14 protein-coding genes are annotated in these 18950 nt (G+C 69.5%); 8 read left to right on the top strand and 6 right to left on the bottom strand.

Annotation, left to right across the window (positions count from 1 at the left end; all coding sequences use genetic code 11):
* Positions 1-2: 2 nt before the first annotated feature.
* The 3 genes from ACGFIS_RS00365 to ACGFIS_RS00375 are packed head-to-tail and all read left to right on the top strand — an operon-like array spanning position 3 to position 3305.
* Positions 3-884 carry a branched-chain amino acid ABC transporter permease gene (locus ACGFIS_RS00365; protein ID WP_392910205.1) on the top strand — a complete coding sequence of 294 codons (882 nt, stop codon included), beginning with the start codon at positions 3-5 and terminating at the stop codon, positions 882-884.
* Complete coding sequence (locus ACGFIS_RS00370; protein WP_392968741.1) at positions 881-1981, top strand: branched-chain amino acid ABC transporter permease; 1101 nt, start codon at positions 881-883, stop codon at positions 1979-1981. The genes ACGFIS_RS00365 and ACGFIS_RS00370 overlap by 4 nt, the downstream gene beginning before the upstream one ends.
* Positions 1982-1985: 4 nt before the next feature.
* Positions 1986-3305: an ABC transporter substrate-binding protein gene (locus ACGFIS_RS00375; protein WP_392910209.1), complete on the top strand. Its 1320-nt coding sequence runs from the start codon at positions 1986-1988 to the stop codon at positions 3303-3305.
* A 113-nt stretch (positions 3306-3418) separates the two neighbouring features.
* Here the strand turns inward: ACGFIS_RS00375 and ACGFIS_RS00380 are convergent, their stop codons facing one another.
* From ACGFIS_RS00380 to ACGFIS_RS00395, 4 genes are all read right to left on the bottom strand, one after another.
* Entirely contained in the window at positions 3419-5014 is a 1596-nt protein-coding gene (locus ACGFIS_RS00380; protein WP_392910211.1) for a right-handed parallel beta-helix repeat-containing protein, read from the bottom strand.
* A 143-nt stretch (positions 5015-5157) separates the two neighbouring features.
* Positions 5158-6393, bottom strand: a complete 1236-nt coding sequence (locus ACGFIS_RS00385; RefSeq protein WP_392969294.1) for an oxygenase MpaB family protein — start codon at positions 6391-6393, stop codon at positions 5158-5160.
* The gene (locus ACGFIS_RS00390; RefSeq protein ID WP_392968744.1) at positions 6287-7393 is read right to left on the bottom strand and encodes a hypothetical protein; all 1107 of its coding nucleotides are present in this window, start codon (positions 7391-7393) and stop codon (positions 6287-6289) included. Before ACGFIS_RS00390 ends, ACGFIS_RS00385 begins: the two co-directional genes overlap by 107 nt.
* Before the next feature lie 202 nt (positions 7394-7595).
* Positions 7596-9500, bottom strand: a complete 1905-nt coding sequence (locus ACGFIS_RS00395; RefSeq protein WP_392968747.1) for an FAD-dependent oxidoreductase — start codon at positions 9498-9500, stop codon at positions 7596-7598.
* 301 nt (positions 9501-9801) lie between these two features.
* Between ACGFIS_RS00395 and ACGFIS_RS00400 the strand changes: the two genes are divergently transcribed.
* The 4 genes from ACGFIS_RS00400 (at position 9802) to ACGFIS_RS00415 (ending at position 15450) form a co-directional block, all read left to right on the top strand.
* Complete coding sequence (locus ACGFIS_RS00400) at positions 9802-11271, top strand: flavin-containing monooxygenase (RefSeq protein ID WP_392968750.1); 1470 nt, start codon at positions 9802-9804, stop codon at positions 11269-11271.
* Positions 11272-11783: 512 nt separating this feature from the next.
* Positions 11784-12638, top strand: coding sequence for a phospholipase A2 (locus ACGFIS_RS00405; protein ID WP_392968753.1), 855 nt, complete (start codon positions 11784-11786; stop codon positions 12636-12638).
* Positions 12635-13066, top strand: a complete 432-nt coding sequence (locus tag ACGFIS_RS00410) for a hypothetical protein (protein ID WP_392907586.1) — start codon at positions 12635-12637, stop codon at positions 13064-13066. The genes ACGFIS_RS00405 and ACGFIS_RS00410 overlap by 4 nt, the downstream gene beginning before the upstream one ends.
* 752 nt (positions 13067-13818) lie before the next feature.
* Positions 13819-15450 (top strand): DUF222 domain-containing protein, encoded by a 1632-nt coding sequence (locus tag ACGFIS_RS00415; protein ID WP_392968756.1) that lies wholly within the window; start codon positions 13819-13821, stop codon positions 15448-15450.
* A gap of 91 nt (positions 15451-15541) precedes the next feature.
* Here the strand turns inward: ACGFIS_RS00415 and ACGFIS_RS00420 are convergent, their stop codons facing one another.
* Positions 15542-15874, bottom strand: a complete 333-nt coding sequence (locus ACGFIS_RS00420; RefSeq protein ID WP_392907584.1) for a Rid family hydrolase — start codon at positions 15872-15874, stop codon at positions 15542-15544.
* A 193-nt stretch (positions 15875-16067) separates the two neighbouring features.
* Between ACGFIS_RS00420 and lhgO the strand changes: the two genes are divergently transcribed.
* Positions 16068-17270, top strand: coding sequence for an L-2-hydroxyglutarate oxidase (lhgO, locus tag ACGFIS_RS00425; RefSeq protein WP_392907580.1), 1203 nt, complete (start codon positions 16068-16070; stop codon positions 17268-17270).
* Between the two features lie 31 nt (positions 17271-17301).
* Here lhgO and ACGFIS_RS00430 read toward each other — a convergent pair whose 3' ends face one another.
* Entirely contained in the window at positions 17302-18873 is a 1572-nt protein-coding gene (locus ACGFIS_RS00430; protein ID WP_392968759.1) for an FAD-binding oxidoreductase, read from the bottom strand.
* Positions 18874-18950: the final 77 nt, after the last annotated feature.

Genomic DNA, 18950 nt, shown 5'->3' on the forward strand with positions numbered 1-18950 from the left:
CCATGGCCGACTTCCTGCAGACCGTCATCGGGGGGCTGAGCGCCGGCGCGATCTACGCGAGCCTGGCCCTCGCCCTCGTGCTGATCTATCAGTTCACCGGGATCGTGAACTTCGCCCAGGGCGAGCTGGCCATGTTCGCGACGTACATCGCGTGGACGTTCATCGACGCCGGCCTCCCGTTCTGGCTCGCACTGATCCTCACGCTCGCGATCTCGTTCGTCGGCGGCATGCTGATCGAACGAGTGATCATCCGGCCGGTGGAGGGCGCCCCCGAGCTGACCCTCGTGATCGTCACCGTCGGCCTGTTCATCTTCGTCAACGCGGCGGCCGGCTGGATCTGGTCGTTCCTGATCAAGGACTTCCCGAACCCGTTCCCGGACGGTGCGTTCCGCGCCGGCGGGGTCAGCCTCGGCTACTCCACGCTCGGCGTGTTCGCCGTGGTGGGCGGGGTCATGGGACTGCTCTACCTGCTGTTCCGCTACACGAAGGTCGGCCTCGGAATGCGCGCGGTGGCCACCAACCCCGAGTCGGCCCGGCTGGTCGGCATCCGGGTCGGCTGGACGCTGGCGCTCGGCTGGGGCCTGGCCGCCCTGGTCGGAGCGGTGTCGGGAGTCCTCGTCGCACCGCTGCTGTTCCTGGAGCCCAACATGATGGGCGGCGTCCTGATCTACGCGTTCGCCGCGGCCACCCTCGGCGGCTTCGACAGCCCGCTGGGCGCCGTGGTCGGCGGCCTGATCGTCGGCGTGGCCGAGACCCTCGCCGGGTCGTACGTGGACGCGATCGGCTCCGACCTGAAGATCGGCGTTCCGCTGGCCGTCATCCTCGGCGTCCTGCTGCTGCGCCCCCAAGGCCTGTTCGGACGAGCGGCGGTGGAACGCGCATGAGCGAATCGACGGAAGCGACATCGGCGAAGGCCACGGAGACCACCCGCGCGGACGCGGAGACACCGGAGTCCGCCAAGGACGAGCGGTCGGCGCCCACGACGCCGCGGGGGCGGCTGATGGCGTTCACCGTGCGGAACTGGCGGTGGATCGCGCTCGGGGTGCTGCTGCTGATGGCCCTGTGGGCGCCGTTCCAGCTGGTCCCGTTCCGGGTTTTCCAGTTCACGATGGTGATGGTCTACGCGGTGGCGCTGCTCGGGCTGAACCTGCTGACCGGCCATGCCGGGCAGATCTCGCTCGGCCACGGGGCGTTCTTCGCGGTCGGCGCCTACGGGGCCGCCGTCATGATGTACCACTGGGATCTGCCGTACCCGCTGACGCTGCCGCTCGCGGCCGCGCTGGCGTTCGCGATCGGACTGGCGTTCGGGGTGCCGGCGACCCGGCTGCGCGGGCTGTATCTGGCGCTGGTCACACTCGCCATAGCGATCTTCATCGTGCCGCTGCTCAAGCGGTTCGAGTCGGTGACCGGCGGATCCATGGGCCTGACGATGGAGAAGCCGGCGCCGCCCGCGTGGACGGGCCTCGCCGCGGACCAGTGGCTGTACTTCCTGGCGCTGGCCGCGACGATCGTGGCGTTCGTGGCGGTGCACGTGCTGCTGCGCTCGCGGGTCGGCCGGGCGCTGCACTCCGTCCGCGACAACGAGACGGCGGCGGAGGTCATGGGCGTGAAGCCCGCCTCCTACAAGCGGCTCGCGTTCGCGTGGAGCGCCATGTTCGCGGGCGCGGCGGGCTGCCTCTACACGTGGACGATCGGGTTCGTCTCACCCGACTCGTTCACCGTCAACCTCTCGATCACGCTGCTGGCGGGCATCGTGGTCGGCGGACTGGGCTCGACCTGGGGGCCGCTGCTCGGCGGCCTGTTCGTGATGTTCGTGCCGAGCTTCTCCCAGGACATCAACAAGGCGGCACCGGGGGTCATCTTCGGGCTGCTGATCATCGCGGTGATGTACGTCGCCCCGACCGGGCTCGCCGGGCTGGCCGGGCGTGCCGCGCACTGGTTCAACAAGACCCGCTCTAACAGGATCCTCCGGAAGGGGTAAGGGCATGCGTCGATCAATGGGAAGAGGCCGGTCGAACAACGGCGGCGGGGTGCTGATGCGGGGTACGGCGGTGTCGGCCGCCGTGCTGCTGGCGGCGACGACCGCGGCGGCCTGCGGCGGACGCGACGACGGCGACGACGGCGGCACCGCGAGCGGTGCGTGCGAGGGGCAGCAGACGACCGGCATCACCGACTCCACGCTCAAGCTCGGCGGCATCTATCCGCTGTCCGGCCCGGCCTCCGCGTACGGCGCCATCCCGAAGGGCATCCAGGCCTACTTCGACTACGTCAACGCCGAGAAGGGCGGCATCGACGGCCGCAAGGTGGAGTTCACCGTCCGCGACGACGGCTACCAGCCGCCGAAGGCCGTCGAGGAGGCGCGCCGGCTGGTCGAGCAGGAGCAGGTGTTCGCGCTGTTCCAGACCCTCGGCACGCCGTCGACGACGGCGACGTGGGACTACACCAACCAGCGGAAGGTGCCGCAGGTCTTCGTGGCGACCGGCGCCTCCAAGTGGGGGGCCGACGACAAGCACCAGTGGACGAGCGGCTGGCAGCCCAACTACCTCTCCGAGGGGCGGGTGTACGCCCAGTTCCTCAAGCAGGAGAAGCCGGACGCCAAGGTCGCGGTCCTGTTCCAGAACGACGACTTCGGCGAGGACCTGGTGGGCGGGTTCAAGAAGGCGATCGAGGGCACCAAGATCAAGATCGTCCAAGAGAAGAGCTACGAGGTCACCGACCCGAGCGTCGAGGCGCAGATGCGGGACCTGGCGGGCTCGGGCGCCGATGTGTTCCTCAACGTCACCACGCCGAAGTTCGGCTCGCAGGCGCTGGCCGCCGACGCCAAGATGACCGACTGGAACCCGCTGCACATCCTCAACAACGTCGCCGCGTCCGTGACGGTGCTGAAGCCGGTCGGCTTCAAGAACGTGCAGGGCGTCGTGTCGTCCACGTACTACAAGGACCCGAACGACCCGCAGTGGGAAGACGACGCGGAGATGAAGCTGTACAAGGCGAAGATGAAGCAGTACGAGCCGGGCGCCGACCCCGCCGTGCCGTACCACGCCTACGGCTGGGCGGTGGCGAGCAGCTTCCACAAGGCGATGGAGGCCGCCAAGTGCAAGACCCGCGAGGGCCTGCGCGACTCGGTGCGCAACCTCAACAACGTCGAGGTGCCGATGCTGCTGCCCGGCGTGACGATGCAGACGGGCCCCGATGACGGCTTCCCGATCGAGTCGATGCAGATGATGGAGTTCAAGGGCGAGCGCTGGAACCTGACCGGCGAGGTCATCGACACCCGCAAGGAGTTCGGCCCGCTCGGAGACTGACCGGTCCCCACCTACCGGTCTCCACCTCCCGGTCCCACCTCCCACCCCACGGCCACCGGCCCGGCTGCGCGCGCAGCCGGGCCGGTGGCGCGTCCGTCAGGGTGGCGCGTCCGTCAGGGAGCCGGGCGCGTGGGGGTGTCGAACCAGTCGCAGCCCTCGGGCCTCGGCTTGTCGCGGCCGTACTCCGAACATGGCAGGGCGGCCAGGACCTTGAGGAGGTTGCCGAACGGCGAGAAGATCGTCCAGCCGGACGGGTGAGCGCAGTCGGGCAGGCGGGCCGGATCGGACTTCACCGCTCCCCAGGACGAGGTGTTGTCCTGCCAGCAGTTGCCGTCTCCCTGCTCGTCCCACCACACGTCCAGGCCGTTGGGCAGCGTCCTCCCATCCGGCGCGACGCCGAACGCGTTGCGGGTGTAGCGGTTGCGGTGCGAGGTGTCGCGGAACTTCGTCCAGTCGTCCTCGCCGCGCAGCGGTGCGGGCACCCAGATCTGCCGGAAGCCGCTGCGCCAGTTGTCGTACAGGCGGTTGTGCGCGTAGTTGTTGTCGTTGCCGCCGCCGAGGAGCAGGCCGGTGCCCACCGGGACCGGCGGGGCGGGGCACACCACGCCGTCCTCGTGGCCCCGGTCCCTGGGGAGCTTGGCGCAGGTGCCGTCCCAGACGTTGCCGTAGTAGTTGACGTTGTTGCTGTAGATCAGGTTGTTCTCGAACGTGGCGTGGTTCTGCGGCAGGCCCGGGTGGCCGGGGAAGGCGCTGTCCATCGAGACGCCCGCCGAGTTGTGGTGGAACTTGTTGTCGTGCGCGTAGACGGAGTCTCCCGCGGTGCCGGAGTAGCCGAGCGCGTTGTGGTGGGAGTCGCAGCGCTGGATCTCGACGGAGTGCCGGCGTCCGTTGAGCGGAGAGGCCGAGCCCGGGTAGAGCCCGGCGTCGCCGTTGTGATGGCCGACGCAGTCGGTGTAGAGGCCGTGGTCGCTGGCGAAGGTGAGGAAGCCGTACTCCTCGTTCCACCGGGCCAGCGCACGGTCGATCACGAAGCCGTCCTGCTCCAGGATGTACACGCCGTTGAACTCGAACAGCTGCGTGGTGATGTTGCGCAGGTAGAAGCCGTCCGCGCGGTCCGCGCGGATGCCGTTGAGCTTGGCCCAGGTCCCGTCGGACTCGAACCCGCCCTCGACGACGACGTCGGTCATCTCGCGGCCGGTGCCCTCCAGCTGGAGGTCGCAGCGCGGGCTGTCGCACGAGTAGTCGTCGTCGTCCGGCGTCTGGTCCCCGAAGACGGCGACGAGCTGCTGGAGGTTCGGGCAGGCGAACTGGTCGGCGTAGGTCAGCAGGTCCTGTTTCGCCAGCTCTGCGCAGTGCGGGCTCGGCTCCGCGCGGCTGGGCTCCTCGCGGTACGTGCCGGGCAGCACGTAGATCGTCGTGCCGCGCTCGGTGACGTCGTTCACCGCGGCCTGGATGTGCTCGTACGAGCATTCGGCGAGGAGCCGTTCGTTGAGCGTTCTCAGCCACCCGCCGTACCCGTTGATCAGCTCGGCCGACTCCGGTTTGCATACCACCAGCCGGGGCGACGCCGGCGCCTTCCTGTACGTCGGGACCTTGCCGGTCCCCGCCGGAAACCTGACCTCGCGTTCGGCGTGGCCGAGTGCCGGTGCCGTCAGCAGCCCCAGGACCACGGTGAACACGACTGCGACGACTGCGCTGCGCTTGCCCATGATCGGGAATATGAACGGTATTCGCGATATTTCACAGGCCCACCCACCGGCCACATCGGGCCATCCGTTCCCGCGTGCCCCGGCGTGCCCCGGGGCGCGTGGGACCGGCGTGGTCCCGGTGCGGCAGGCTGCCCAGGGCCGGCTCAGCCGGTTCCCTCGGCGAGGGGCCGGCCATTGAGCCTCGTCGGGCGGTGGGCGTCGAGGCGGCTGTGGGTCCGGTCGCCGCGTTGTTCGCGGACCATGCGGCGGACGAGGACGGTGCGCCGGTGAAGGCCGCGGCGTTCGGCGAGGCGGGTCGCGCCGGGAACCACCCGGCGGACGCTCTCCGCGACGAAGACCGCGGCGGCGGTGCCGAGCACGGCGGCCTGGTAGGCCCTGCTGTCGGGCGTGCCCAGGAAGTCGGCGTTGCGCTTGCCGAGGACGAGGCGGCTGTGGGCGAACAAATAGTTGGTCAGTACGTGCCGTGCGACGGGGGAGTTCTTCAAAGCGGGCGGGAGCAGCAGCGGGGCCGCGGCGTCCTGCAGCGATCGGGCGAGTTGCCGCGAGTCCTGGTCGGGGAGGTACTCGGTCGCGGCCTCCAGCCAGAGCGTCCGCCACGCGTCGGCCTCCGTGGCGGGGAGCAGGTCGCGGTGGACGCCCATGAGGTGGCCCACATAGCGCCACAGATGCATCGCCGCGGCCCGGTCCCCGGCGGAGAACCGGAGCCCCATGGCGCGCGAGCCGAGCAGCATGACCAGGGAGAACAGCAGCAGGGTTCCGGTGAGCTGGACTTGGTTGATCGGCGCGTCCCAGGCGTCCCGGTCCCAGTCGTCGCGTCCGCGCATCACGGCCCGCACCTGGGCGTGCATGATGCGCACACGGATCGTCTGCTTGAAACCGGTGTCGAAGCGGCCGAGCCCACCGGGGGAGGTGACGTCCACCCACCAGCTCGCGGTCTCGGCCAGCCGGCGGGGCGCCATGGTGTCCAGGTCGCCGGTGCGCACGAGCGTCTTGTTGGCGCGGGAGGCCAGGTAACCGCCGTAGAGAGACGTGCACGGCATCACCGTCGTGAGCCCGATCCGCCCGGTGCGGCTGATCACCCTGGCGCCGCGGTCGAGGAGATCGGCGTCCACCCAGTACGGGACCGCGTCGATCTCCGCGAAGAAGTCCACCAGCTCGCTCGGTGGGTCCTCGACGGCGTCGATGCCCTCGTGCAGGGCGCGTTCGAACAGTCGCCGGCCGGTTCCGCCGGGGAGCCTCGCGATCATCTCCGCCACCGCGTCCGCCGGCGGGTCACCCGCCTCGCTGAACGACCGGAACGCCTTGAGCTGGGCGGACGTCGCCCGGATGTCGCCGGGGGCCAGATGACGCAGGACGAAAGTCCACGGAGGTTTGGACATCCAGATGGGATGCTCCAGGCGCTGCTGGTGGTCCATGCCTTCCTTCCGGTTGTTCGGTCGAATCTCGGTGCGGGGCGGTGGGGGGTTCCAGCGGGGCGGTGCGGGGTTCATGGTGCGGGATGGCGGCGACGGCCAGGATCGCCAGCGCCAGAGCCAGTACCGCCTGGCCGCTCTCGACGGGCCAGGGCTCCCCGTAGACGGGCGTCGCCACGATCAGCAGATAGGTCTTCGCGGTCGCGGTGGCGACGAGCCCGACGACCACCAGGCGGCTGCGCTGCAGGGCGATCTGGAGCTGGCCCATCGCCAGCGGCGCCGCGACCGCGAAGACGTACAGGTATGGGGTCCTGATCAGGGTGCCCGGATCTTCGGCCAGGGATGCGGCTCCCCTGAGCATCAGTTCGCTGGTACCGGTGAGCAGGCCGACGTTGATGGCGAGCGCGACGCCCGTCAGCGGCCGTGCGTGGCTGCCTTTGCGGGCCCGGTCGCTTGCCAGGAACATGATGCACGGCACCAGCAGCGAGGGCAGGGCGACGGCCACGATCAGCGGCGGCGGGGGTGTGCTGATCCCGGCCAGAGCGAGGGTCCCCGGCGTGGCGCGCACGAGCAGTACTGTCGCGCCGACCAGCAGGACCACGCATCCCCATTCGCGCAGGGTGAGCCGTTCGCCGAGGATCGGGACGGCGAAGACGAGCAGCACGCCCAGCCCCGCCAGGAACATCGGCAGTGCCTCGAACAGCGACAGGCCGGTCAGCGCCGTCAGTTGGACGATGGCTCCGACGCCGAGGACGACTGCGCCCGTGATCCACGTCCTGCTGGTGAGCAGGGTCCGGGTCAGGTGCCATGGACGGCTGCCCTGGAGGAGCGGCATACCGGTCGTGGCCATCTTGAAGTAGGTCAGTCCGCTGAAGTAGATGCCGGTGGAGAGGAAGGCGAGGAACTGGTACTGCATCGGCAGGTAGTCGGTGGGTGGGCTGGTGGGTGGGTGGGTGTGGGGGGGCATGGCGTGGCCTTCCGTGCCGCCCGCGGTCTGGCCGGTCGGCGCGTTGTGGCCGGGCCGCGGGCGGCGGTTTGGGGTGGGTGGGGAAGGTGCCTGTGCGGGTGTGTGTGGGGGTTGGGGTCAGGGGTGTGTGGGGGTTTTGGTGTGTGGGGGTTGGGGTTTGGTGTTAGGGGTGTGGTGTGTGGGGGTTGGGGGTTGTGTGGGGTTAGGGCTTTACGGGGTCCCAGAGGTCGAAGATGTTGGCTTCGCCGCGGTCGTAGCGGCGGTCGTCTTCGTCGTAGAAGCCTTGGAATTCGTCGGGGAGGTACATTTTGAAGAGTTTGGCGGGGGTTTCGTTGCTGCCGGAGGCTTGGAGGATGCCGTTGGCGGCTTTGCGGCCGGCTTCGTTGGCGCCTTCCATGGTGGCGAGGTTGATGTCGGCTTTGACGTAGTCGGAGGCGAGGAAGAGGTTGGGTAGGGCGGTGGTGGCTTCGGGGCGGTGGTTCCAGGAGCCGGGTTTGTTGATCATGAGGGGTTCGGCGTTGGCGGCTTGGGGGGTGCCGTTGCCGGTGATGGCGGGGTCGAGGAAGTGGGAGTGGATGTTGAAGTCGTTGAGGACGATGGGGCCCCAGGGGATCGCGGCGCGTAGTTGTGCTTTGACTTCGTTGACGATTTGTTCGTCGGTGCATTCGCGGGCGGGTTTGTTGTAGAGGATGCCGGGGACGTCCCAGGCGGAGATGCACATGGACAGGACGTCGTTGACCTCGCCGTTGCCGTAGGTTTCGTTGATTTTGGTGTCTTTCCAGAATTGGGCTTGGTTGATGGAGGTCAGGGCCCAGGGTTGGGCGGCGTAGGCGACGTGGCCTCGGCCGAGGTTGATCGGTTGCCGCAGGTAGAACATGATGCCGTTCATCCAGTCGGTGGTGATGTTGGCGATGGATTTGAGGGTGGGGTCTGCGGCGAGGATGTCGTTGTTGAGCAGGGGGACGGCGCGTTCGACGGGGACGGCCAGGACGTAGTGGTCGGCTTGGACGTCGACGGTGCCGTTGGTTCCGCGGACGCGGGCGGAGGCGATCTGCTTGTCCTGGACGTTGAGGTGTTCCAGGGTGGCGTCGATTTGGAAGGTGACGCCCAGGGAGCGCAGGTGTTTCATCCAGGGGTCGATGAGTGATTCGTTGGTGGGGGCGTTGAGGAGCCGGTCGGGTTCGGCGTAGCCGCCCAGGCCCAGGGTGCTGTAGACCCATGCTTCGGCCATTTTGCCCATGGTGTGGGCGCCGGCCTTGTCGGGTTTGGCGGCGACGAGGGTGCCGGTGAACATGTCGACGAGGAGTTCGTTGTAGGACTGCGACATTTTGTCGGAGTTGACGAACTGGGCGAAGGAGAGGTTCTCCCATTGCCCGTAGCGGCGTTTGGGGCCGCTGGTGACGAACGCGATCATCTTCTGCAGGAAGTAGCCGACTTCCCAGAGGGGGACTTTGCCCAGGACGTTGATGCCGGTGCTGAGGAAGTTGAGCAGTGATTCGGGGCTGAGGGTGCCTTCGATGCTCCCTGCGGCGGGCAGGATGATCTTGGTGCCGTCGTAGTAGGCGCTGACTTCTTTGCCGGCTTGCAGGTTGCCGGCGGCGTTGCCGCCGCCGGGGACGGGGATGCGGCTCATGGTGTCGGGCAGGTTCTGGTAGAAGCCGGGGAAGAACCGGAATCCGTGTTCGCCGGGCAGGTCCTTGCGGCCTGCGGTGCCGGTGCCGGGGACGGGGATGCTGCGGTTCTTGCCGCCCCAGGTCTTGCGTTCGTAGATGGTGACTTCGAAGCCGCGTTCGGCGAGTTCGTGGGCGGTGCTGAGTCCGCCCATCCCGCCGCCGAAGATCGCGACGCGGCGGCCGGCGGCCTTGCGGGTGCGGGGGGCCTTGCGGGCACCGGCGGCCGGGGCGGTGGCGGCGGAGGCGGTGCCGGTGCCGAGTGCCCCGGCGGCGACGGCTCCGGCGGCGGCGACCGCGCCGGTGACGAACTGGCGGCGGCCGACACCGCCCCCGCCCCCGCCCCCGCCCTGGGCCTGGGCCTGGGCCTGGGCCTGGTTGTGGGCGTCGTTCTCGTTGTGGTCGGGGTGGGGTTGTGGTGGGGTCGTGTCCTGCACGGCGCGCTCCTCACGGGGGTGGGCGCTAACCGACACTGTTGTCGGTTATGGGTGGTTCCCCACTATGAGCAAGCCACCGCACCACGTCAACCCCCACCCCGCCCCGAACCCACCCCGCCCCGGCCGCTCCCGCGTCTTTGGGTGGATCTTCCCCCTCACTTTGACGCCTCCCGGTGTTACCATCACCCTAACCGACATAGGCGTCGGTAGTATGACGCACCGGACGAGGGGTGCCACCGGGCCACCCGGGCGTGCGGACGTCGCCGTCATCCGACCACCCGGACCGAGCAGGGAGCCGTGCATGGGGCGCAGGGAACCGTCGATCGCCATCGTCGGAAGCGGGTTCAGCGGCATCGGCCTGGCCATCGGCCTGCGCAGGGCCGGCTTCACCGACATCACCATCTTCGAGAAGGCCGACGGCCTAGGCGGCGTCTGGCGTGACAACACCTACCCCGGTGCCGCCTGCGACGCCCCGTCCCACCTTTACTCCTACTCGTTCGAGCCCAAGCCCGACTGGTCACGCCGGTTCGCCGAGCAGCCCGAGATCCTGGAGTACCTGCGGCACTGCGCCACCAAGTACGGGATCCTCCCGCACTTCCGGTTCGGCACCGAGGTCACGCAGGCCGAGTACCAGTCCGCGACCGGACGATGGCGCGTGCACACCGGCGAAGGGGAGTGGCAGGACTATGACCTCCTGGTCGCGGCGTGCGGGCAGCTCAGCAACCCGGCCGTCCCGCGCCTGCCAGGGATCGACACCTTCTCCGGCGCCGTCTTCCACTCCGCCCGCTGGGACCACGATCACGATCTGCGCGGCGAACGCGTCGCCGTCATCGGCAACGGCGCCAGCGCGATCCAGTTCGTTCCGCTCATCGCCCCGGACGTTTCCGAGCTGACCGTCTTCCAGCTCGAATCCCACTGGATCAGCCGCAAGCCCGATCGCGTCTATCCGCGCTGGCGGCGTGCCCTCAACCGCCGCGTGCCGTCCGTGCAGAAGATCTCCAGGCTGGGCATCTTCCTGTGGTTCGAGATGCTGCTCAACCCCGCACTGGTCTCGCCGCGCGGCCGCCGTGTGCTGTCGGCGCACATCCGCGCCATGTGCAGGTTCTCTCTCCGTTCGGTGCGCGACCCGGGTCTGCGCCGGCGGGTGACGCCCCAATACGAACCCGGCTGCAAGCGCATTCTCACCTCAAGCGAGTACTACCCCACCCTCAACCGTCCCGACGTGCACGTCGTCGACAGCCCGATCACCGAGGTGACGGCCGACGGCCTCCGCACCGGCGACGGCGAGCACCACCCGGCCGACACCATCATCTGGGCCACCGGCTTCCGCTCCCAGGACTTCGTCGCGCCCATGCGGCTCATCGGCCTCCACGGCCAGGAACTGAACGCCGCCTGGAAGGACGGCGCGCGCGCCTACCTCGGCCTCGCCGTCACCGGGTTCCCCAACTTCTTCCTCATGTACGGGCCCAACACCAACGTGGGCTCCGGCTCCATCGTCCACATGCTCGAAAGCCAGATCGCCTACATCGTCCAGGCGGCCCACCTCCTCGCCGAAGGGGTCACCTCCCTGGATGTTCGTGCCGACGTCCTGGACGAGTTCGACTCCACCGCCCAGAACCGCCTCAGCACGTCCGTCTGGAACCGGGGCGGCTGCGACAGCTGGTACCTCGACGCCGACCGCCGCAACACCAACAACTGGCCCGGCTACATGACCGGCTACCGCCGCCGCACCCGCCACCTCGATCCCTCCGACTACCACCTCGAACGCTGAACCGCGGCCCGCCCTGGTCACGCGGGTGCCGGACGGGACGACTCGGTCGCGGCGGTCGCCAGTCGGCCTGGCCCGCAGCCGCTCCCCGTCCCCGGCGCCCGGACACCGTCCGAAGAGTCGGTAACAGCCCTCCTGGCCGACGCCTGGTAGCCGAGATCCGTCCTACAAGATCCCGGCGGAACCTGACGAGGCCATCTTCCTGATCATCCGCCGGATCATCCACGACGAGATCGAACTGCTCATTTCCGCGGCATCCGCCTCGTCCTCTAGCTGAACGATCTCCGCTACGGGTCAGTACGGCCCATTCCGCGGGAGGGAAGGCGGATGGTCGCGCGTGCATCTGCCAGCATGTGCTGGCAAATAGGCCCCTGGTTGGGCCCGTGGACCCGTGTGCGGCTCGCATAACGGACTTATCGTTACGGCGCCCTCCACCGAACTCAGGCGGCGCCATGCACGCTTCTCCACAACGGCAGCGCCGGGACCGTGGCGCCGCAGCGACCGAGTACGCCGCCGTGCTGCTGCTCGCGAGCTGCATCGTGGTCGCCCTGCTCGGATCGGCCGTGCGGACGGCCGGCGACGAGGTCCAAGGGGCCATATGCCGGCTGTTCAGCAGCGATGACTGCGACTCGCCCGTCCGCGCGGCGCCTCCGGCCGGAGAGGACGACGGGCCTACCGCGGCGGGCGGCGCACCTTCGCAGGGTCAGGACCCGCCCCAACGCCACTCGCTGCGCTCCTGCCGCTCCGATGTGCAGGTCAACGATGTGCCCGACTGGAGCGGGTGCGGGCCGCCTCCCGGCACCATTCCCTCCGGCGGGTCCGCGTCGATGACTGCGGAGGAGGAAGCGGAGGAGGCAGCGGAGGCAGCGGAGGCCGCTCGAACCGTGGGCCGGGCGGTCGGCGAGCTCGCACGGTGGTGGCCGATCATGCTGCACCCGGAAGATCTGCTGAGGTTCGTCTACGGACACGACAGCGTCTGGACGGACTTCCCGGTGGAGATGGGATACACCCCGGAACGCGTGGAAACACCCTACGGAACCCGAATGATCAACCCCGAGGGAAGCTGTTCGACACCGACGCTGCCGGGCGTCGGCCAAGCCCCACCGGGCGACACAGGCCGATCCTTCGACTTCACCTACGCGTGCCAGGCGCACGACTACGCCTACGACATGATGCGTTTCTACGAGCGGATGGGCATCCCTCACGACCCGGAGGCCCGAAGGGCCGCGGACTCGCTGTTCGAAGCGGACCTTTTTGCCCACTGCGCCACGCGTAGCGGGGTGGACCGCTGGAGCTGCGACAACTGGGCCACCATCTACGCCGCCGCAGTGTTCGCCAACTCCGATCGCCAAGATTTCGGTGTCCCGTGAACCCGGCTCAGCTTCGCAGAGGCGCGGTCATCTCGCTGTTCTCGTCGATGGCCGGCCTGGTCGCGGTGTTCGTCTACGACACCGCCGCGTACAGCCAGGACGCCGATACGGGCATCACCGTCATCCTCACCGAGGGGGCGCTCTTCCTGGCCATCGCCTTCATCGGCATCGTCGCCGCGACCTATGTCTCCGTGAGGCACGTCCGGCCTCGTGTTATCCGCCAAGGCGTGGCGGCGATCCTTGTGAACTGGGCTGCCGCCTTCGTCCCCGCCGCCCTCGCCTTCTCTCCGTTCGTGGGCGGCCTCGGCCGCGCCGTCGACCTCGCCCTCCTCACCGCCCCGTACTTCCTGCTGGCCCAAGCGGTCACCGTCACCGTCACCGCAATCATCAACATCAGGACAGCCAGGGAAGGACAGAACGCCTCGTGAGGCATCGCTTTCGGGACTGGTAATTCGGACGTGGCTCCTGGACATGACTGCCCTCAAGGGGGCGATGCTGTCCGCCAAACTCCCGCCTCGCCTGGCCGTTCCGCTACGCTTCTTTCGCTGCGCCCTTTTCGCTGCGCCTTTTTCGCTGCGCATCTCCCTGCCGTGCGCTTCTGGTGTGCGTGCTTCTGGTGTACACGTTCTGGTGTGCGCGGATGGTTCCTGGCTTGGGTCTGTTGCCTTTCCCTCATGATGTGCGCGTGCCTGGGGTTCTTCTTTTCCCGGGTTTAGTGTGGTTGCGGTGGGTGGGGGCTGGGGTGGCCTTCCGAAGGTGGGTGCGCTCGTTTGTCTTTGTCGCCGGTTGCTGTCACGTTGGTTGCGGTAGTGGTCGGGGAAGGGTGTTCTTCCGCGGGTTTGGCGCAGGGCTGCCAGGACGCCGCGCTCCGCGCGGCACAAGCGATCGGCGACGGCGAGCGGGCGACCGGGGCGGCCGAGCCGCCGGGGCCACCTCAACCACCCACCCGCAGCAACCACCCTGCCCCGATAAAGCCGCGCTCAGCCACCACCGGCCGTTGGACGACCACCGGCCGCAAGAAACGCCCTCCCTTCTTTTCCGGGTGGGCCTGGCCCGGGGGGATGGAAGAAATGCGGTGACAGTAATGTGGCGTGTCCGGATTGTCCACCGGCATTACCGCGATCTTCCCATACAATGACGGGTAACGGATTTTGGTGTTGGGAGGTGAACCCCCGTGTCCATGCCCCTCGAAATCATCGAAGGCCCCAACATTGTCGCCGGCGCCCGTGAATGGGAAGACCGGGAATGGTTCCCGCCCGGCCCGCAACTGGCCATCTGCCTATCCGGCGGGAAACAACACCTGGCCGATCTGACCGATGACGAACTACTACAGGTCGCAGCCGCCGCCCGCCGCCAAACCTCCTGGGCCCAAGCCCGCGAACTCGCCGCCATCGCCGAACTCACCCAACGCCGCACCACCACCGAAATCACCACCACCGGACCCGACGGCGGCGGCGACTACCGGACCCTGCCCGCGCGTGAAGCGGTCACCGAAGAAATCGCCGCCGCGCTGACCGTCACCGGCAACACCGCCGCGACCCTGGTCCACCTCGCCCAACAACTGACCGGCCCACTCGCCGACACCGGCGCGGCCCTGGAAACCGGCCGGATCGACATGGCCAAAGCCCGCGTCATCTGCGACACCACCGACTCCCTACCCGACCAGATCACCCAACACGTCCAAACCGCCGCGCTGGACAAGGCGCCCACCCAGACCACCGGGCAACTCCGCCGCCGCATCAAGCGGATCGTGCACCGCCTGGCCCCCGAGGCGGCCGAGGAACGCAAACAAGAAGCCGTCCGGCAGCGCCGCCTGGAGTTGTGGGACACCGCAACCGGCACCACCGACCTGGCGCTCTGCGACCTGGCACCCGAAGACGCCCACGGCATCTTCAACAAGATCACCGCCGCCGCACACGGCCTCAAAAAAGACGGCGACACCCGGCCCCTGCACCTCATCCGCGCCGACCTGGCCACCCAACTCCTGCACGGCACCGACCTCCCCGCCGCCACCCGCACCCTCCTCACCCAGGCAACCCAGCACCAGGATGCCGGGACGGCCACCGCCGGGACGGCGGCCGGATGCGCCGCGTTCACCGGACCGAGCCCACTGAGCACACCTGCACCGACCGGCGTGGCGGGCGCATCGGCACGCACAGTCCCAACCGCCCCGGAACCGGGCGCGATGATCGACCGGCGGCTCGTCCATGCTCGCGACTTCAGCCCCGCACTCGAAGCGCTCGCCGCCATCGGCGAACCGCCCGACCAAACCGGGCACGAGACGACCCTCGCCGCCTCCTCTGATCCGCTGACCAGCACTGTCGATAGCCACGTCCCGGATGCGGGCGCGGCGGACCCGGTCATTGCGGGACTGGCGGCAACGGTCAACCGGCGGCTCACCCACCTGCGCGACCGCACCCGCCCGGCGGACATGCCCGCCGCCGTCAACCGGGCGGTACAGCAGCTCAACGACCGGCTCGCACCCCAACGCGACACCCTCTGCCAAGCAGACGCCGCGCGGCACGGAAGACCCGGCCACCGGCCACCCGACAACCTCAGGCGAGAAATCCAAGAACGCCACGCCACCTGCGTGTACCCCACCTGCAACCAGCCATCACACCGCTGCGACCTCGACCACACGGTGCCCTGGCGACCCGGAATCACCTGCCGCTGCAACCTGGCGCCACTCTGCCGACGACATCACCGGCTCAAACAAACCCCGGGCTGGACACTCCACCACATCTGGCCCGGCTTGCTGATCTGGACCACCCCGTCCGGCGCCTGGTACATCATCCGCCCCGACCGGCAGTAGAGGGTTCTCCCGCTGTGCTCACCGGCGCCGGACGTATCTCGCGGGGCGGTATCTCGCCCTCGTTCCCCGACTGGCTGATCACGCCGGGCCGTTACGCGGTGGTGCGCCGCGCGTACACCTCGATCTCGATCTTCATGCGGGGGTCGGCGAGTCCACACGTCAGCATCGTGGCGGCGGGCCGTACTTCACCGAAGGCGCCGCGCAACACCGGCCAGCAGGGCTCGAAGTCTGCGCGGTCGGGCAGCAGGTACCGCACCCGTACGACGTCGGCGAAAGTGCAGTTCGCCTCGGCCAACGCGGCTTCGATGTTGCGTAGGCACTGAGCGGCCTGCTCCACCACGTCGTCGGAGATCGTCATCGTGGTGTCGCGCGGTCCAGCGGGCCGGCCGAACCTCAGCGGCGGGCGTGACAAGGAGCCACCCATGCAGAGAACCATCGTGATGACGGGCGCGACCCGCGGGATCGGACGCGTCGCAGCCAAGGACATCCTCCGCCGGGCGATGCGACCAGTCCGGGAACGCTGAGGCGGGCCTGACGTACGCGATGGACTTCGGGTATGAATGTCCGGGCCCTTCGCGGCGCATTCCGCAGGGCAGGACGAACGAACGGAAACGCGTATGGCTGACGAGGTCACCGGCATCGTCGGGGCGGGCATCATCGGGCTCGCGGTCGGCCGGGAGATCACCCGGCGGCGTCCGGGGACCCGGGTCGTCGTGCTGGAGAAGGAAGACCGCGTCGCCGTTCACCAGACGGGGCACAATTCCGGCGTCGTGCACGCGGGCATTTACTACAAGCCCGGCAGCCTCAAGGCGGAACTGTGCACGCGCGGCAAGTCCATGCTGCGCGAATACTGCGCCGAACGGGAGATCCCCTACGACGAGTGCGGCAAGCTCGTCGTCGCCGTCGACGAGGAGGACGTGGCCCGCCTGGGCGACCTGGAGGCCAGGGCGGGCGTGAACGCCGTCCCCGGCATGCGGCGGCTGGACGCGGCCGGCATCCGCGAGATCGAGCCGTACGCCACGGGCCTGGCCGCGCTGCACTCCCCGCACACCGCCATCACCGACTACACGCGGATCGCCCGGTCGTTCGCCGACGACATCATCGGCGCGGGCGGTGAGGTCCGGTTCTCCTTCCCCGTCACCGGCATCAAGGCCGCCGGAGACGGGCTGGAGGTCGCGTCCGGTGACGAGACCGTGCGGGTCGGGAACCTGATCATCTGCGCGGGCATCCACACCGACGTCGTGTCCGGCCTCGCGGGCGACGACCCCGGGCCGCGGATCGTCCCGTTCCGGGGCGAGTACATGGCCATCGCCCCGGCGAAGACGCACATGGTCCGCGGCCTGATCTACCCGGTGCCCGACCCGCGCTACCCGTTCCTCGGCGTGCACTTCACCCGGCGCGTGTCGGGCGGCGTCGAGGTCGGCCCGAACGCCGTCCTCGCCCTCGCCCGCGAGGGGTACCGCCGCTCGGACGTGTCGCTGCGGGACCTGTCCGGCATCGCCGGCTGGCGCGGCTCCTGGCGCATGGCGCGGCGGCACTGGCGCACCGGCGTCCGGGAGGTGCACGGGTCACTGTCGAAGCGCGCCTACATGAAGGCGGCACGGCGGTACGTGCCGGAGATCGCCGCCGGCGACGTCGTCCGGGCGGGGGCGGGGGTGCGCGCCCAGGCCCTCGACCGCGACGGCGCCCTGGTGGACGACTTCCGCGTCCACCGGCTCGGCCGGGTCACCGCCGTCCGCAACGCGCCGTCACCGGCCGCGACCTCGTCCATGGCCATAGCCGAGTACATCCTCGACGTCATCGAAGGAAAGCCGGCCTGACGATCGCCGGGAACGGGACGGCGGGTGAACGTCAGCGGAGGGGCGAGGGGACGAGGACGCCCGGGTTGAGGATGCCCGCCGGGTCCAGGGCGGACTTCGCGGCGGTCAGCGCGGCGGCGAACGGGTCCGGGCGCTGGCGGTCGTACCAGGGGCGGTGGTCGCGGCCGACCGCGTGGTGGTGGGTGATCGTGCCGCCGTTCGCCGCGATCGCCTCGGAGACGGCGGCCTTGATCTCGTCCCACTGGGTGACGGTGGCGCCCCAGCGGCCGGGCGCGTAGACGCCGAAGTACGGTGCCGGGCCGTCCGGGTAGACGTGGGTGAACCGGCAGGTCACCACGCCGCCGCCCGCGATCTCGTGGACCGCCCGCCGGGCCGCCTCGGTGACGGCGGCGTGCAGGTCCTCGAACCGGTCCCAGGTGCACGCGGTCTCGAACGTCTCGACGATCAGCGAATGCCTGGCCAGGGCGTCCCGCTGATAGGGCATCCGCAGGAACGACGACCGCCAGGTGTCGCCGGCGCTCTCCCCGCGGGGCTCGTCCGGCGCCTCGCCACCGTGGTCGCGGCACAGTTCCAGCGCCCGCTCCAGCGACGCCTGCACCGGATGGTCGGCGGACTCGAACGCGATCAGCAGCACGCCGCCGTCCACGGCGACACCCGTGTTGACCAGCGCTTCGGCGGCGTCGAGGAGGCGGCAGTTCGCCGGGTGCAGCCCGCTCTGCGCGATCGCGCGGGTGGCCGCCACCGCCTCGGTGTAGTCGGCGAAGCGCACCGACGCCTTGGCCCGCCAGCGCGGACGTTCCTGCACCCGCATCCACGCCTCGGTGATGATTCCCAGGGCGCCTTCGCTGCCGAGGAACATCCGGTCGGGTGACGGCCCGGCGCCGGAGCCCGGCAGCCGCCGTGATTCGGAGACTCCGCTCGGCGTGACGACGCGCATCGACTCGACCATGTCGTCGATGTGCGTGTACAGGGTCGCGTAGTGGCCGCCGGCGCGTGTGGCCAGCCAGCCGCCCAGCGTGGAGAACTCGAACGACTGCGGGAAATGCCGCAGCGTCAGCCCGTGCGGCCGGAGCTGCTCCTCCAGGTGCGGGCCGAACACGCCGGCCTGGACGCGGGCGGCCCGGCTCACCGGGTCGATCTCCAGGACGCGGTCCAGCCGCTCCAGATCGACGGTGACCACCGGGCGGTCGTCGAACCGCGGCTCGATGCCGCCGACCACCGAGCTGCCGCCGCCGTAGGGGATGACGGCGATGCCGTCGCGGCCGCACCAGTCGAGCAGGTCGATCAGGTCGCGTTCGTCGCGGGGTCGGGCGACGAGGTCGGGCACATGCCGCAGATCCCCGTGCAGGTTGCGCACGACGTCCCGGAACGCCTTGCCGTGCGCGTGCGCGGCACGGTCGGCGGGGCCGGCGGAGCACAGGCCGGCGAGCGCGTCCGGGGCGCTGACCCGGGGGGCGGGCAGGTCGAGCGAGTCGACGTCCGGCGGTTCGTGGCCGGTCAGCTCACCGGGCGTCAGCGCGCGGACCCGGGAGAGCAGTGCGTCCAGCTCCTTGCCGCGCACCGCGTCCTCGGTGTTGCCCCATCCCCACCACGACCGCGTCATGATCGCTCCCTCCGGGTCGGGGCCACCGTATCCGCGGTGGACGCGGGTGTCCCGGGCCGGGGCGGCGACCACCCGAA

This window comes from Spirillospora sp. NPDC048824 (assembly GCF_043198455.1).
Taxonomy (GTDB): Bacteria; Actinomycetota; Actinomycetes; order Streptosporangiales; family Streptosporangiaceae; genus Spirillospora.